Here is a 15,773-nt window from a genome sequence, read left to right as displayed (position 1 = left end):
CATGATTGCGGAGCATAGGAAACTCCCGAAGTCGTTCATCTGCGATAGGCGCGAAAGTGAAGTCTCCCAGGACCAAAAAAAACCCTCCGTGCCACGGGTCTACCAATAATCGCTTTTGCTCGGGCATAAGAACTCCCAAACGACTGCCCACTACCTAGACCATCCGTGGATTCTGATGCCATCGAGGCCGGCGTGATCCCGGACAAGGTCCCAAGGCCGCTTGCGATCGGCGCGCGGCAGTCTGTTCGCTGCAGCGATTGCAGTTCCAGAATTAACCCGCAACGCGCACATCAAGCTTAACACGCGAGTTTCGTTGCGATCGTTCTAAACAAGGTTAGCGTGGCTCGCATTGCGATTGCCCTGGAAGCAGATGCATCCTGGCGTTCCCCAATTTTGACTTATCGTATTGTGCGGACCAAAGGTCGTTTCATGAAGACCGGTATCATCGAGTTCAGCGGACGCGCGATCGCCTGTCTCATTCGTAACCAGTCCGAGACTGGAGCGGGGCTTGAGGTAGTCAGCCCGGTGGGCATCCCAGCGCAATTTACACTTCTGATCGCCGCTGATCGTATCAGGTGCACAGTGATATGGCGAACCGAGAAGTTGATCGGCGTCAAATTCCAAGAATATTTAGAGGAAAGCCAGAAACGGTTCGGCCGGCATCAGTGATACCAGCGTCGTTTCGTAGGACACGATTAATATCGAGGCCCTAGCCATGAGGAAGTTCATTGCCTACGGGGTCGACCTTAGCGGGGTCGCGCTGGCCAGCTATGACCTCGCCGCTACCGACTCGCAAACCGCCGAGCGGGAGGCCCGGCAGTATCTTGAAGAACATCCGACCATCGAGATCTGGTCTTATGATCACCGGCGGATCGCGCGGCTGGTAAGGAAGTAAGACGCGGTACTGCCTTTTTCTGTTCCGGGACTACTCACTCTGGAGCATGAACAGAGCGCGGCAGGAATACGGCGCTTACGAGGATCAAAAAGGGTTGCCCAAAAAGTGAAAGGGACCAATCGGCTAAGTAATGGTGGCAAGGGCAGCGTCCGTAGTTTTACCCGGCACAAAGCCCGGCAAAATTTGGACGTTTTAACAGCAAAGACGGCGGGGCCGTGACGCGCGGGACGGGAGCCGCCCGGCGCCACAACACCTTCTCTTGCGGGGAAGCCGGGCCGAGCCGATGCGTTAACGCCAGATCGGGGTGATAAAATCTTTGTGCAGGCAAGTTGGTTTGTGGGCACCATCGAACAACACGGTGACGCCCGTATTGCGACGGGAAACCTCGACAACGATGCCTGTCTTGCCGGCCAGCCATCGTAATCGAGTGGCTCCGAGTTCACTGATCTTGAAGCGAGCGCCGACGACCAGTCTATTAAATTCTTCTACGTCACTCACAATTTTACTCCACGACAAAAAACACCACTTGGAATGAAATTCAAACGAGTGACCCGGCCCAGCGTTCCAAACGGATGGCTGGTTTACGAAGAGGCTGCGGAGGTACTCCAAAGTAGCTCGGAACGATCCAACAAGTTGCGTTAACTTTAGTCGCCGTTGGCGTTTTTTTTGGCGTTGCGGTGGATGGGCCGGCCCCAGCGAGCTTCCCGCCCTGCTGGGGCCAGCTTCTCTGCGGCCCCCGAAATGAAAAAGGCCGCCAGCTGGGCGGCCTTACGGGCGATTGGAGCTAGTGGATAACAGGAACTCGCTCATATCAAGTGCCGTTTCAATCTGCCGAAGCTTCTGGACTAATTCGTCGCGCTCGCTGCATGGCGCAAGCGTCTCCACATCTGACCGGACCCGTCGAGCCAAATCGATCAGGCGTTCTTCAAGTGTCGTGCTGGAGCTCACAAGGTGGCGCCGCATAGCTCACTCCGGGGCTTTGACGTTGCTGTATCGCCAGCCCGCCTCGTCAGACATCGGATCGCGCGCGACGGTGCGCGTCATCGTGTGATTGCAGTTGGGGCACATCCTCGTAAGCATCATTTGTTTGGAACATTGGGGGCAGCGGGGCCGCTCAATTGGGATCAGCGATGGTTCAGGACGGGCATGAGGTTGGGGCATGTGATGTGCCCCCCTTTTTAGTCGGGCGGGAGCGCAACGCACTCTCAATCACCGATGGAAGCCGAAGGCCGAGCGGTCGGGATAATCTGGCATGTCCGGCAGCCGACGAAGTGGTCAAAATTGCTCACACCGGAAAAGTTAATGAAGGAACTGACGCCACTGCTTGGAGTGATAGGCAGCCCCGACTGAACTGCGATCGTGCCGACCTGAACGTCCGTAGTAGACGTGCCAGCAATCGGTGCGTTCGGGATGAGGGCGAGGAGTGAGTTCGGGCATGCACCGTAGAAGCGCCGGCCGGGCACCTAGCCGTAAATTATTAATCTCTTGGGGGCCACTGACCTACAGATTGTCGTGGGTGGGGGTCAACCGGATTAATTTGCTGTCTGACAGCGCCTCTCGAAAATTTGGCAGCTTCCCCGAGTGTGTGAAGCGCACCTTTAGCGCGCTGGCTCGGCCATTGGCCGGCTTCTTCCATCGCATACGCGAATGCGGTTCGCGTTTTTCTTAAACGCTCCGGCTGGCGCTCTTCAGGTCATCGGCGGTTTCGAACCGAACCGAGAACGTCGCTGCTCTCAGCTGCCATCGTGATCGCCAACATGTCGCGTTCACCGTGGTATAATTTCTGCGAGGTCGACGCTCCCGAGCGTACGAAGCTGTTGCTTTTCGAAGACTCGCGCCCGAGTTGGCACTGCCAGCAACCTATCCGCATTTATGGTGGGGGCGGTATCCAAAGAAAGCCGAGGGCAATCACCGCAAGAAGGGCGACGATAATAACGGCGGTGATAGCACCGGCCGTAATCTTGGCATTTTCATTTTTAACTGGCACCGGCAGCCTTTTTCATAATCTGGTATCCGTTGGCCGCGAGATCCTGAAGGATCGCTCTGGCGATGTGAGTGCTCTGGTCCGGCGCGATCCATTCATAGTCGAGGTTCGGGCCACCATCACCCTCGGGATACTTTATGAAAGCCGTGTGGATCGCGTTAGTGATGAGAATTTCGACGGCCTGGTCTGACATTGATGCCTCCAATATTCCGAAAGACTAGCACTAACTGAGGTCAATATTGGCGCGATTTCATAACGGCCAGGAAACGCCATTCCGCCACGGTGCAGAGTGCCGACGGCGATTTTGCAAAGCAGAGCCATACAATGGCAGCCAATGCGCTCGTGGTTCGAAACGTCCAATTGCCGAGATCACAAAGCGGCCATCGTGCCGCACAGTATGTTCGCATGTCCACCGACAAGCAGCGATATTCTATTCAGAATCAGGCCGCTGTCATAGGGGCATATGCGCATGCTCATGATCTGACGATTGTTCGAACCTACCCCGACGAAGGTGAAAGCGGACTTCAGCTAAAAAACAGGCCTGGCTTGAAGCAGCTGCTCGATGACGTTAGCAGCGGGCACGCCGACTTTGCGCACGTACTTGTATACGATGTAAGTCGATGGGGACGCTTCCAGGACGTTGATGAAAGTGCTCACTACGAGTACGTCTGCAAGAAAGCGGGCATTAAAGTAGCGTATTGCGCCGAGCAGTTCGACAATGATGGCAGCATGCTCTCAAGCATCGTCAAGAACCTTAAGAGGGTGATGGCAGCAGAATATAGCCGCGAGCTATCTGTAAAAGTGCACGCGGGTGTCTGCCGCTTCGTGCGAATGGGATTCAGGTTCGGCGCCCCGACAGGCTACGCTCTGCGGCGAGAATTGGTCGATGAGAAGCTGCAGTCAAAGGGGGTACTGAACGATGGCGACCGCAAGTATCTCATCACCGACCATATCAGACTGAGGCCCGGCGCAGCCGACGAGGTCGGGGTGGTGAGGTGGATCTTCCAGCAATTCCTGGAGTTGAGGTCCGAAACGGCCATTGCACGAGAACTCAATCGGAAATTGATACCCACTAACTCGAAAGAGCCGTGGAATCGCGCTCAAATAGGTAGGATTCTCCGGAATGAAAACTACATCGGAAATCTCATCTACAACCGTCAATCGTGCAAGCTACGAGAGAAGAAGGTAAGCAACCCGCCCGATCTCTGGATCAGGAGCGAGGGCTGTCTCGAACCGATTGTTCAGCCAGAGGTGTTCTTCAAGGTCAGGAAGACGATATTAGATCGTCGCGTTGATATTTCGGAGGCAGAGATGTTGACGCGCCTGCGTCGAACTCTGCTGAAGCGAGGGCGCCTTAGTCCGGCAATTATCAACGCAACCGTGGGCGTTCCCTGCGTTAAAACCTACATTGATCATTTCGGCAGCCTGCGCCAAGCCTATAGCCTCGTGGGCTATACGTCCAAGCGGGACTGCAACCACATCGACACCCGGCAACAGTGGCTCGACCTATTTGCTGGGCTTGCCGCGCAGTTAGCAGATGCGTTTCGAAACGCATCCGTCTGCTTCGCGTTCGATAGCGCTTCGGGTTGCTTGGTCGTGAATAAGGAGGGTGTGTCCTTTTTCTTGGCGCGGTGGCGCGGCGGAGAGCAGGAAACGTTCGCACCGCATTGGTCGATCAAGCGTCGGGTCGGTACGCCCGAGGGGTGGATCATCGCGGTCAGATTGGGAGAGCGGAATGAAGCTGTGCTCGACTATCTATTGCTTCGAACCACGGACATGACGGGATCGTTGACGAGATTTACGGAAATGGCTCGCGCGCGTCGTGGACCGGAGAGTTTTGCAAGTTTCGAAACACTGGTGAAATCACTCATCCGACGCGTAACCAAGCCAAGCCGTGCTTCAACAGCCAGGCAAGCGCAACGGAAAAAGCCACCGAAGCCAACCCGGCCCAGAAGAAAGACTGACCGCGCACGGCATTGACGGAGCGCAAATACAGATAAGCGCCGATTAATGTTCCATAGTTCCTTTTGAAGCTGCCGTTGAGTTTGGATATTTCGACTAATTCTGAAGACCTATCGAGATGTTCAGACATCGAGCTGGCTCCGTATGCGACTGCTAGACCAGCGCTTCATAAACCAGTGATTTGCCCGACGAGGCAAGTAGAATGTTACGATTTCCAGAAATTTTATCGAGCCCCCAAGTTCCCCGCAGAGGCCCGTGTGGCCCGGTGCCGACCATGCGGCCCTAGAGGGCTCCGTGGTGGCCTAGGAGGGCGGCCGAGCCTCGTCGTATTGTCGGATAAAGGCCGCTCCTGGGCACTTGCTCAGCGTCTGATGCCCGGATCCAAGAGGGAACCAAAGGTCAAGGGGCGGCCTCCATTCGCCGCTGGCTTCCTGGGTCCGCCCCCGCAAGCTGTCAGACCGTTTCTGGCGATCTCTTGGGCTGAGCCTGGCGGGGTCGGACTGGACAAGACGCCTCTGGCCCACAACGACCCGCTTGGATCCTATGGACTACTCTAGGCTACTTGGAGAAGGTTCGATCCCAGTTCCTCTCCCTCCGCCAGCCGCCTTCGCTTCGGCGCGGCATGCCTGCGATGAGCGCAAGCGACAGTGGGTGCCGCGCCATAGCTGCGGAGCAGCGACGGCGGGCTGATTCTTCCGCGATGCGCCGGCAATGCCGAGGAACCAACGCCGGAGCATTCGTCTTATTGGCGGATGAAGGCGTCGAAGTCTGCCGCGACCGACATCATCGCCGGCCTTGCGCTCGCAATCGCGCTGGGCGCGACCGGCTATTACGGCTATTTGGCGTGGCTGCTGGTGTCGCCGGATTGAGCGTGGCCTACGCCTTGCCGATCTTGCGCGGTGCAAGCGTCAACAGCCCCGCCGCGACAAATGCCAGTACCGCTGCGAGCTGAAACGTCTGCTGGAAGGCTTCAAAGAAGCCATGCGTCGCTTGCAGGATTTCGAACGCCAGAAAGAAAACCGACGCCGCGGTCACGGTGCCCAGCGTTCTCGTGAGGAGCGCAAGGCTGCCCGCGACGCCGCGCTCCGTCAGCGGAAGTGTTGCAGTCACGATATCAGAATAGGCGAGCTGGAACAGGCCGAGGCCGATACCCTGCACGATCAGCCCTGTAACCCGCAGCGCAGTCGGGGTCTGCGCCGTCCATGCGCCCAGCAGCAGAAGCCCGGCGCCAATGATGGCGGCACCTGCGATGGCCAGTCGCTCCGATGAGAAGAGCCGCCCGGTGAGGCGACCGCCGATCGGCGCTGCCAGTGCAGCGCCGGCCGCGCCAGCGGCCAGGATGGCGCCGCCCTCCGTCAGCGTGTAACCGGGCATTCGCGCCAGATAATAGGGCACCAGCAGCCAGACCGAAAAGGCTGCGAGATTGGCCAGCACGCTGACAAAGTTGAGCAGCGCAAAGCCCGGCAGTTTGAGAATGTCCATTGCGATGATCGGTCGCTCCGCGCGGGACTGGCGGAAGGCAAAGCCTGCAAACGCCACGACGGATAGCAATCCGAGCCAGACGGCGGAGAACTCTCTGACGCGGTTGATCGCCATCAGCATGGTCACCAGGCCCAGCGCCAATGCGATGCCGCTCGGAATGTCAAAGCGTTCGCTTGTCAGGCGCGGCGGGGCCGCGGGCAGGCCGCGGAGCAGCAGCAGTGCCGCGATCGCGATCGGAATTCGGAACCAGAACACCGCCGGCCAATCCCAGATCGAAGTCAAAGCGCCGCCGAGCAGGGGACCGAGCATCCAGCCCAATGCCATCATCATCGTGTAAACACCGAGCGCCCGGCTGCGTCGCTCCTCGCCGTAGAGCGACGTCACCAGCGCCACGCCGCAGCTCATCACAAGTGCCGCGCCGATCCCCTGCAGGCAGCGAAACACCAGCATCGCGCCGTAGCTGGGCGCACAGCTGACCAGAAGCAACGCCACCGCGCTGCAGATCAGGCCGGCCCGGTAGACGACCGCGTGACCGATGGTGTCGCCGATGCGCCCGAGCGCCAACAGCAGGCTGGCGTAGGTCAAGACGTAGCAGATCACCACCCACTGGATGTCGCCGATCGAAAGTTCGAAGCCGCGGGTGATGGCAGGGAAGGCAATATTGACTGACGTGTCGAGCTGCGCCGTCGCGGTGCCCAGCCCGATCATCGCGATCTGCCACCCCTTCGAGTGGAGCAGGCCGGCTGATGGGTTGGAAGGATTTGGTTCGGTTGCTGATGGCACGTTGTGTTACGCCGGTGCGAAGGTGATCGCACCATTAGCATCGACATCGCGCGTCAATCTGCCAATCGAAGCCAGCATGTTCAGATGCGCAAGCGACTCGCCAAAAGCCTGGCGCGGATTGGCGTACAGCACCCGCGGGAATACTTCCTGCGCAATCGCAAACGCATTCGTCTTGCCTGACACGACGGATGCCGCGTCGTCGAGCCGCGCCTGGTGATGTTCGCGCAGCTGGGCGAGCCGGGCATGCAGTCCGCGAAATGGCAGGCCGTGCGACGGCAGCACCAGCGTATCCGGCGCCAGCGCCTCGAGCCGCGTCAGCGCTTCCAGGTACTCCTTCATCGGGTTGGCTTCCGGCTGCGCCGATGGCACGATCACCGACGGCGCCATGTGCGACAGGATCTGGTCGCCGGCGATCAGGAGCTTGTCGCTCTCGCAATAGAACATCGCATGTTCGGGCGAATGGCCGCCCGCCGTGATCGTCAGCCACTCGCGCTGCCCCATGGCGATCACATCGCCGTCCCGGATGCGAATGAATTCGCGCGGCGGCCGCAGGCCAAGATATTTCGATGGGCGCTGCGCTTGGATGATCCTGGCGGCGTCCTCGTCGGAGGCGCCGTTCCGCGTCATGAAGGCGGCAAAATGCTCGTCCGGAACCTCTTCGCGCTCATGCCACATCTTCCAGCCGCTGAGCCATTCGGCGAGCGGCATGCGCACCGTGCATTTCATTTCCTTCACCAGATATCCGGCGAGGCCGAAATGATCGAGATGGGCATGCGTGAAGGTGAGGTTCTGCAACGGACGGGCGCGCAATAGCCCGCGCCAGAGCCTGTCCCAGATCTCAAACGTGTCGTCGGTGTTCAGTCCGCAATCGACCAGCGTCCATCCCGGACCGTTGTCGAGCAGCCAGCAATTGACGTGATTGGGAATCGTCGGCATCGGCAGCCGCACCCAGAACAATCCGGGCAGCACGTCGGTCAATTCGCCATAGGCCGGCGGGCGCTGGACCGTGAATTTCAGATCATCGGACATTCGTTTCCCCTGCCACGGAGCTTACGCGATTTCGCGGGGGCAGCAACGCCGAAGGGATTTTCATGCCTCCCATGCGGCTGCAGGCAGCAAAATCTTCCACCCGGCCCTTGAGAAACAGTCGTTTTTCCTAGAGAAGGTGACGGGCAGTCACGCGCGGCGCCCCGAGGTCAGTTGGGCAAGAACAATAATGGACGCACTGAACCCCCAATCAGGGCTCAAGCCGGAAGCGGATCCCGCGCAGGACCTCGACCGGCGCGCACGTCGCAATCTCCTGCTGCTGGCTTGTTGCCAGGCGGTCGGCCAGTCCTGCAACACCATGATGTTTGCGGCGACGGGGCTGTCCGTCATCACCTTCTATCACCATCCAGAGTTCGCCAACCTGCCGGTCACGATGCAGCACCTCGGCGTCATGATCTGGGTATTCCCGGCGGCGCTCCTGATGCAGCGGGTCGGCCGCAGCATCGGCTTTCGCGTCGGCTCGCTGTTCGGGATGGCCGGCGCCATCATCATGTGCACCGGACTATACACCGCCAACTTCATGGTCATGTGTGCCGGCGGTCTCATCCTCGGCTACGCGGTAGCCTGCCTGCAGATGTACCGGTTTGCCGCGGCGGAATTGGTGCCGATCCATTACCGTGCCAAGGCGATTTCGTGGGTCACGGCCGGCGGCGTCGCCGCTGCGGTGATCGGCCCCAGCCTCGTGCGCGTGACGCATGATCTGGTGATGCCGCTGTATCTTGCGACCTATGCCGCCATTCTCGGCCTGCATGTGATCGTCTTTGCGGTGATGTCCTTCATCACCTTCCCCTCGGTCTCGGCTTCGGCCGCTGCCGAGGGTGCAGCCGCCTCTTCAGCGCCTCCGCGTCCGCTGTGGGTGATTGCCAGCCAGCCGCGCTTCATCGCCTCAGTCATCGCCGGCATGCTGGCGTTCGGCACGATGTCCTTCATCATGAGCGCTTCACCGCTGGCCATCGTCGGCTGCGGGTTTCCGCACGCGGAAGCCCACTGGGTCATCTTCATGCATGTGCTTGGCATGTTCGTGCCGTCGTTCTTCACCGGCAATCTGATCAACCGGTACGGCGCCACGACTGTGATGGCCTGGGGCGTCATGCTGATGCTGGCCGGCGTTGCTGCCGCGCTCGCGGGGCTGAGCGAATGGAATTTCCGGATCGCGCTCACCGTCAACGGCGTCGGCTGGAATTTCCTGTTCGTCGGCGCCACAACTGTCGTGACGACCTGCTACCGCCCGAGCGAGCGCGGCAAGACCCAGGCGCTCAACGATCTCCTGGTTTTCAGCACGACCGCGACGTCGAGCTTCATGGCTGGGTTTCTGCAGGATCGCTGGGGCTGGCATCCGCTCAACTGGTTTTCGGTTCTCCTGATGCTGGCCGCCGCCGCCGCCGTCATATGGCTTCGCTATCAGCGTCCGACATTGAGCCCGGCGCACTAGGAATTCCCGCATCGCTTTGTATTTGATTTGCTGACGCACAATCAGCATGATCTGACGCCATGCGAGGCGGCGCTGCCTGCTGCAGTGCGGCGTCGCAAGCGCGTGCACGACCGCAAACATGCGGCATGACAAGAAAAACCAGGGAGGACGCCGTTGTGATCAATCGGCTTTTTAGAAGCGCGCTTACGGGCTTTGGCCTCTTGCTTGGCGCGCTTGCGACGCAGGCCCAAGCGCAATCGCCCTCCAAGACTATCACGCTGGTGGTGCCTTATGCGGCAGGCGGCGGCACCGATACCGTGGCACGTCTCATCGGCGAGCGGATGTCGGGCACGCTAGGCCAGACTGTCATCATCGAGAACGTGGTCGGAGGCGGCAGCACGCTGGCCAACGACCGTGTTGCCCGGTCGGCGCCCGACGGCTCCACCATCCTGATCAATCACGTCGCGCTGCTGGCGGCGCCCAGCCTGTTCATCAATCTGCGCTACGACACGGCAACCGCATTCGAGGCGGTCGGCCTCGTCAACAACGCGCCGATGGTGTTGATCGGCCGCAAGTCGATCCCCGGCACGGGACCGAAGGACTATGTGTCCTGGATCAAGTTGCAGGGCGACAAGGCGAACTTCGCGCATGGTGGTATCGGCACCAACAGTCATTTGTGCGCTGTCATGATGGGCAATGTGCTCGGCTTCAAGCCGACCGTCGTGGCGTATCGCGGATCGGCGCCGGCGATCGGCGATCTCCTGGCGGGGCAGATCGATCTGCTGTGGGACCAGGTGACCAATGCGTTGCCACAGATTCAGGCCGGAACCCTTCACGGCATCGCCATTACGTCGCCCAAGCGGCTTGAACAGTTGAAAGACGTGCCGACCACCGCCGAGCTCGGCATGCCCGAGGTCAGCTACACGATGTGGCATGGGCTCTACGTGGCCAAGGGCACGCCCAAGGAGACCGTCGGCGCACTGAATTCGGCGCTCCGCAAGGCGCTGGCTGACCCGGTGCTGCTGGAGAAGCTGACGCAGCTCGGCACCCTGCCATTCCCTGAGAGCGAGTTGACGCCCGAGGCGCATGCACGCCTGTTCGCCGCCGACCTGCCACGGGTGGCCAAGCTGGTTGAAAGCTCTGGCGTCAAGGCGAGCGAAGCGAAGTAGGGCGCCGCGCCTCGCAGGTCAATTTCCGGATTGACACGCAGGAGTTGAAAGAACAAAATAGGAACTTGTGGAGGCTTTTGCTGCACTTCGCGCCGGTCGCGGTGACGCGGCGCTGAAGATTCGCGCAGCGCTTGCGGTTTGATTTCAACGCCTCTTATGATGGACGCTCATTTGAGTGGATCGAAATGAAATTTGCAATCAAAGCAATTGTTGCCGCGTTCTGCCTGATTGCGACGCTTTCAACCTCGGATGCCCGCGGCCCCTATGGCACGATCAATGTCGGTAACTGGAAGGGCGGAGCCTATACCCACGACCAGAGCGGCGCTTTCACGCATTGCGCTGCGGGGGCGCAATACGCCAGCGGCATCTATTTTGCCGTCACGATCGACAATAAAGCGGGATGGAGTCTGGGGTTTGCCCACGAAGGATGGGCGTTTGCGAACGGACAGGCATTTCCGATTGTCCTGACGTTTGATGGTCAGACGCCGTTCAATGTCCATGGCGTTCCGCTCTCCGACAAGCTGCTCCAGGTGCCGATGCCGGATAACTCGGCGCTCATTGCGCAATTCCGCAAGGCCAAGACGATGACGGCCTTTACGCAAGGGCAGCTTTTCCAGTTCAAGCTCGATCAGACCGCGCAATTGTTGCCCGCGCTCGCCAATTGCGTGGCTACCGTCAAGAAAGGCGGCGTTGCTGCCGCCGGCGAGTTCGCGGTCGCCCCGAAGCAAGTCGCGGCGGCCGGGCCGGCACAACCGAACGCAGCGCCGCCGAAGGGCGGCAGGTCTGTCAACCAAACGGGTACCGGCTTCGTCGTCAGCGCCACCGGGCACGTTGTCACCAATCAGCACGTGATCAATGGCTGCGTTGGCGACATCCTCGGAAATTTGACCGGCGAGGCTCCGCTCAAGCTGCGTCTCGTTTCGAGCGATGAAACCAACGATCTCGCACTGCTGCAGGCGCCGAGCGCCTTCAAGGAAGTGGCGACAATTCGGGGCAAGGCGATCCATTCGGGCGACACCGTCGTTGCCATCGGCTATCCGTTCCACGGCCTGTTGTCCTCCGATTTCACGGTAACCACCGGGATTGTAAGTTCCCTGAGCGGCATCATGAACGATACCCGCTTCCTGCAGATCAGCGCGGCGGTTCAGCCCGGCAACAGCGGCGGGCCGCTGCTGGACACCAGCGGCACGATCGCCGGAATGGTGGCAGCAAAACTCAATGCGTTGAAAGTTGCCAGGGCCACCGGCAACATCCCCGAGAACATCAATTTCGCGATCAAGACCGGCGCGCTGCGGGACTTCCTGGACAACAGCGTCGTGCCCTACCAGACCGCCGTCGAGGCAAAGGCCGAGCTGAAGACGTCCGATATCGCGCGCAATGCAAGGGCGTTCACGCTGCTGATTTCCTGCACGGCGACCGAACAGAGCGCGAGCGCGAAAAAATCAAACGAGTGATCCGCTCCTCGCCAAAACGCCTTCTCAAAAATCCAGCGGCGCGTTGTCGACGACTTCCTTCATGACGAAGAAGGTCCGGGTCTGGCGCACGCCGGGCAGCGCGATCAGCTGCTCGCCATGGATGCGGTTGAAATCCTCCATGTCGCCAACGCGGATCTTGAGGAAATAATCGAAATCGCCGGCCACCAGGTGGCAGTCGAGGACGAATTTCAGTTTCGCAACGGCGCGCTCGAACGAGGCGAAACTTTCGGGCGTGGAGCGGTCCAGCACGACGCCGACCATGACCAGCGCGCCCTTGCCGACCCTGCGCGGCGCCACCATGGCGCGGACCGCGCTGACAAAGCCGTCGTCGAGCAGGCGCTGGGTGCGGCGATGACAGGTAGCCGGGCTGACCCCGACCGCTTCGGCCAGTTCGGCATTGCTGAACCGCCCATTATTCTGCAGCAAACGCAACATCTTGAGGTCGATGCGGTCCAGTCGGTTGCTCACGGAAGAATCTTTCATAAATAAGCCAGATGGTGGACGAAAACTAACATTCTGGACGATCTTGGCAACCAATCAGCCGAAATATGGTGACAACTTAGAGAGCACCTTTCCGTCGTCTGATGATAGGCGTTCCCGCAAGATCAGACATCAACGGGGATGACGCATGCTGGAAAAATTCGAACGCTATCCGCTGACATTCGGGCCGACCCATATCGAGAAGCTGGAGCGGCTGACGCAGCATCTCGGCGGCAAGGTCGAGCTCTACGCCAAGCGCGAGGACTGCAATTCGGGACTGGCGTTCGGCGGCAACAAGCTGCGCAAACTCGAATACATCGTGCCCGATGCGATCGCATCCAACGCCGATACGCTGGTCTCGATCGGCGGCGTGCAATCCAATCACACCCGCATGGTCGCCGCAGTCGCGGCCAAGATCGGTATGAAATGCCGCCTGGTGCAGGAAAGCTGGGTGCCGCATGAAGACGCCGTCTACGACCGCGTCGGCAACATCCTGCTCAGCCGCGTGATGGGCGCCGACGTCCAGCTGGTGGATGAAGGTTTTGACATCGGCATTCGCCAGAGTTGGGAAGAGGCGATCGCAGACGTGAAGGCCAAGGGCGGCAAGCCCTATGCGATCCCGGCCGGTGCGTCCGTGCACAAATATGGCGGGCTCGGCTATGTCGGTTTCGCTGAAGAGGTCCGCGCCCAGGAAAAGGAACTCGGCTTCGCCTTTGATTACATCGTGGTCTGCACCGTCACCGGCTCGACCCATGCAGGCATGCTGGTCGGATTTGCCAAGGACGGCCGCGCGCGCAAGGTGATCGGCATCGACGCCTCGTTCACGCCCGATCAGACCAAGGCCCAGGTGCTCGACATCGCCCGCAACACGGCTTCCCTGGTTGAACTGGGCAAGGAGATCGTCGAGGACGACGTTGTGCTGATCGAAGACTACGCCTATCCCGCCTATGGCGTTCCCTCGGAAGAGACCAAGGAAGCAATCCGGCTTTGCGCGCGGCTCGAAGGCATGATCACCGACCCGGTCTACGAGGGAAAATCCATGCAGGGCATGATCGATCTCGTGAACAAGGGCTATTTTCCCAAGGGATCGAAGGTGCTGTACGCCCATCTCGGCGGCGCGCCCGCGATCAACGGGTACGCCTACACGTTCCGCAATGGCTAACGCGGCGGTGAGTGCTTAGTGCTCCGCGGCCTTCACCAGCGCGATCAACTCGTCGCCATAGTGCTCGAGCTTCTTGTCGCCGATGCCGGGAATGTTACGCAGTTGGTTGAGCGTCGCCGGGCGGGAAGCGGCGATGCCGTCGATGGTCGAATCGTGCAGCACGACATAGGCCGGCACGCCGCGTTTGCGCGCAATCTCGGAGCGCCAGGCCCGCAGCGCGGCCTGCAGGCCTGCATCGGCGGGCGCACCTTCTCCGGTAGCCCGCGGCGACAGATCGCCGCGCCTTGATTTGGTTCGGCTGGCGCGAACGCGGGTGCCGGCGGGCGCCTCACGCAGCATCACCTCGGTCTCACCTTTCAGCACGCCGCGCGCGCTTTCCGTCAGCTTCAAGGCGCCAAAGGCCTCGCTGTCGGCGTGGAGGTGGCCCATGGCGACGACTTGCCGGATCGCGGCGCGCCATTGCTTCTCGTTGAGTTCGGCGCCGATGCCGAACACGGATATCTTGTCATGGCCGAATTGCGTGACACGCTCCGTCATGCGGCCGACCAGCACATCGATCAGATGCATGGCGCCGAAGCGTTGCCCGGTGCGGTAAGCGCAAGACAATATTTTCTGCGCGATCACCTTGCCGTCGAGAAGCTGTGGCGGTGAAAGACAATTATCGCAATTGCCGCAATTGCCGGCGCTGACCGCTTCGCCGAAATAGCCGAGCAGGCGGCTGCGCCGGCAGCCCGCGGTCTCGGCGAGGCCGACCAGCGCATCGAGCTTGCCGACCGACACGCGCTTGAATGCGTCCGAGCCGGTGGATTCGTCGATCATGCGGCGCTGTTGCACGATATCAGACAGGCCATAGGCCATCCAGGCGCTGGAGGGCTTGCCGTCGCGGCCCGCGCGCCCGGTCTCCTGGTAATAGGCCTCGATGCTCTTCGGCAAATCGAGATGCGCCACGAAGCGCACGTCGGGCTTGTCGATGCCCATGCCGAACGCGATGGTGGCGACGATCACGACGCCGTCTTCGTTGATGAAGCGATCCTGGTTGTGGGAACGCAGACCGGCGTCGAGGCCGGCATGATAAGGCAGCGCCGGCACGCCGGCCTTGTTCAATGCCGCCGCGGTGTCCTCGACCTTGGCGCGCGACAGGCAATAGACGATGCCGGCGTCGCCGGCATGTCGCTCGCTGATGAAGGCCTTGAGCTGGGCGGGCGCGTTCTGCTTGTCAACGATCTCATAGCGGATATTCGGGCGGTCGAAACTGGCGACAAAGCGCGGCGCATCGGTAAGTTTGAGCCGCTCGGCGATCTCCTGGCGCGTGAGGTCATCGGCGGTGGCGGTTAGCGCGATGCGCGGCACATCGGGGAAACGCTCTGATATGACGGATAGACCAATATATTCGGGGCGGAAGTCGTGCCCCCATTGCGACACGCAATGCGCCTCGTCGATTGCAAACAGTGCGATCCTGGCGCGGGCAAGCAGGCCGAGGCAGCGCGGCGTCAACAGCCGCTCGGGGGCGACGTAAAGCACGTCGAGATCGCCGGCCAGTAGCCGCTGTTCGACGGCATTGGCTTCCTCATACGACAGCGTCGAATTCAGCACCGCTGCCTTGACGCCGGCTTCGAGCAGGCCGGCGACCTGGTCGCGCATCAATGCGATCAGCGGCGACACCACAATGCCGCAGCCTTCGCGCAACAACGACGGCAGCTGATAGCACAGCGACTTGCCGCCGCCGGTCGGCATCAGCACCAGGCAGTTGCCGCCGTCCGTGACGTGCCGGACGATCTTTTCCTGCTCGCCCCGAAAGGCCGGCAGACCGAACACAGAGTTCAGCACGGACAGCGCGTCAGGGGCTTTGTCCGGCTTGCGGTTAAGGGCTGCTTCCATATCGGCTTCAAAACGGGGTGAACAGGCGGGAATCGGGTGCGCGAG

At 60.5% G+C, this 15,773-nt stretch carries 13 protein-coding genes; 7 read left to right on the top strand and 6 right to left on the bottom strand.

Annotated elements, in window-relative coordinates:
• The first annotated feature begins 339 nt into the window (after positions 1-339).
• A complete protein-coding gene (locus tag JQ611_RS26370; protein ID WP_312012181.1) occupies positions 340-669 on the top strand; it encodes a PilZ domain-containing protein in 330 nt (109 codons plus the stop codon).
• Between the two features lie 46 nt (positions 670-715).
• Positions 716-895, top strand: a complete 180-nt coding sequence (locus tag JQ611_RS26365) for a hypothetical protein (RefSeq protein ID WP_212415578.1) — start codon at positions 716-718, stop codon at positions 893-895.
• Positions 896-1,183: 288 nt separating this feature from the next.
• Here JQ611_RS26365 and JQ611_RS26360 read toward each other — a convergent pair whose 3' ends face one another.
• On the bottom strand, positions 1,184-1,393 hold the full coding sequence (locus tag JQ611_RS26360) for a hypothetical protein (RefSeq protein WP_212467026.1): 210 nt from the start codon (positions 1,391-1,393) through the stop codon (positions 1,184-1,186).
• A gap of 1,478 nt (positions 1,394-2,871) precedes the next feature.
• Entirely contained in the window at positions 2,872-3,072 is a 201-nt protein-coding gene (locus JQ611_RS26355; RefSeq protein ID WP_212467025.1) for a hypothetical protein, read from the bottom strand.
• A 131-nt stretch (positions 3,073-3,203) separates the two neighbouring features.
• On the opposite strand from JQ611_RS26355, the gene JQ611_RS26350 reads away from it, so the two are divergent.
• Entirely contained in the window at positions 3,204-4,859 is a 1,656-nt protein-coding gene (locus JQ611_RS26350) for a recombinase family protein (protein WP_212467024.1), read from the top strand.
• 858 nt (positions 4,860-5,717) lie between these two features.
• Here the strand turns inward: JQ611_RS26350 and JQ611_RS26345 are convergent.
• Complete coding sequence (locus JQ611_RS26345; protein ID WP_212467023.1) at positions 5,718-7,106, bottom strand: MFS transporter; 1,389 nt, start codon at positions 7,104-7,106, stop codon at positions 5,718-5,720.
• Positions 7,107-7,112: 6 nt separating this feature from the next.
• Complete coding sequence (locus JQ611_RS26340; protein ID WP_212467022.1) at positions 7,113-8,135, bottom strand: MBL fold metallo-hydrolase; 1,023 nt, start codon at positions 8,133-8,135, stop codon at positions 7,113-7,115.
• A gap of 187 nt (positions 8,136-8,322) precedes the next feature.
• On the opposite strand from JQ611_RS26340, the gene JQ611_RS26335 reads away from it, so the two are divergent.
• The 3 genes from JQ611_RS26335 to JQ611_RS26325 all read left to right on the top strand — a co-directional run bounded on the left by JQ611_RS26335 (position 8,323) and on the right by JQ611_RS26325 (position 12,187).
• A complete protein-coding gene (locus tag JQ611_RS26335; protein ID WP_212467021.1) occupies positions 8,323-9,585 on the top strand; it encodes an MFS transporter in 1,263 nt (420 codons plus the stop codon).
• Positions 9,586-9,740: 155 nt separating this feature from the next.
• Positions 9,741-10,733: a tripartite tricarboxylate transporter substrate binding protein gene (locus JQ611_RS26330; protein ID WP_212467020.1), complete on the top strand. Its 993-nt coding sequence runs from the start codon at positions 9,741-9,743 to the stop codon at positions 10,731-10,733.
• Between the two features lie 185 nt (positions 10,734-10,918).
• Positions 10,919-12,187, top strand: coding sequence for a S1C family serine protease (locus tag JQ611_RS26325; protein WP_212467019.1), 1,269 nt, complete (start codon positions 10,919-10,921; stop codon positions 12,185-12,187).
• A 24-nt stretch (positions 12,188-12,211) separates the two neighbouring features.
• On the opposite strand, the gene JQ611_RS26320 is transcribed toward JQ611_RS26325, so the two are convergent.
• Positions 12,212-12,676 (bottom strand): Lrp/AsnC ligand binding domain-containing protein, encoded by a 465-nt coding sequence (locus tag JQ611_RS26320; protein WP_212467018.1) that lies wholly within the window; start codon positions 12,674-12,676, stop codon positions 12,212-12,214.
• 160 nt (positions 12,677-12,836) lie between these two features.
• Here JQ611_RS26320 and JQ611_RS26315 point away from each other — a divergent pair, with 160 nt between their 5' ends.
• Positions 12,837-13,850 (top strand): 1-aminocyclopropane-1-carboxylate deaminase, encoded by a 1,014-nt coding sequence (locus JQ611_RS26315; protein ID WP_212269381.1) that lies wholly within the window; start codon positions 12,837-12,839, stop codon positions 13,848-13,850.
• Positions 13,851-13,865: 15 nt separating this feature from the next.
• Here the strand turns inward: JQ611_RS26315 and recQ are convergent, their stop codons facing one another.
• Positions 13,866-15,728, bottom strand: coding sequence for a DNA helicase RecQ (recQ, locus tag JQ611_RS26310; RefSeq protein ID WP_212467017.1), 1,863 nt, complete (start codon positions 15,726-15,728; stop codon positions 13,866-13,868).
• Between the last annotated feature and the right edge of the window lie 45 nt (positions 15,729-15,773).

It is taken from the genome of Bradyrhizobium sp. AUGA SZCCT0182 (assembly GCF_018130185.1).
Lineage (GTDB): Bacteria > Pseudomonadota > Alphaproteobacteria > Rhizobiales > Xanthobacteraceae > Bradyrhizobium.
This window is presented reverse-complemented; position numbering and strand designations above follow the sequence as displayed.

What these genes read in the sequence shown, in the direction of transcription:
- JQ611_RS26325 (WP_212467019.1), top strand. Translation starts at nt 10,919, where the DNA reads ATGAAATTTGCAATCAAAGCAATTGTTGCCGCGTTCTGCCTGATTGCG.
- JQ611_RS26350 (WP_212467024.1), top strand. Translation starts at nt 3,204, where the DNA reads ATGGCAGCCAATGCGCTCGTGGTTCGAAACGTCCAATTGCCGAGATCA.
- JQ611_RS26365 (WP_212415578.1), top strand. Translation starts at nt 716, where the DNA reads ATGAGGAAGTTCATTGCCTACGGGGTCGACCTTAGCGGGGTCGCGCTG.
- JQ611_RS26335 (WP_212467021.1), top strand. Translation starts at nt 8,323, where the DNA reads ATGGACGCACTGAACCCCCAATCAGGGCTCAAGCCGGAAGCGGATCCC.
- JQ611_RS26340 (WP_212467022.1), bottom strand. Translation starts at nt 8,135, where the DNA reads ATGTCCGATGATCTGAAATTCACGGTCCAGCGCCCGCCGGCCTATGGC.
- JQ611_RS26355 (WP_212467025.1), bottom strand. Translation starts at nt 3,072, where the DNA reads ATGTCAGACCAGGCCGTCGAAATTCTCATCACTAACGCGATCCACACG.
- recQ (WP_212467017.1), bottom strand. Translation starts at nt 15,728, where the DNA reads ATGGAAGCAGCCCTTAACCGCAAGCCGGACAAAGCCCCTGACGCGCTG.
- JQ611_RS26315 (WP_212269381.1), top strand. Translation starts at nt 12,837, where the DNA reads ATGCTGGAAAAATTCGAACGCTATCCGCTGACATTCGGGCCGACCCAT.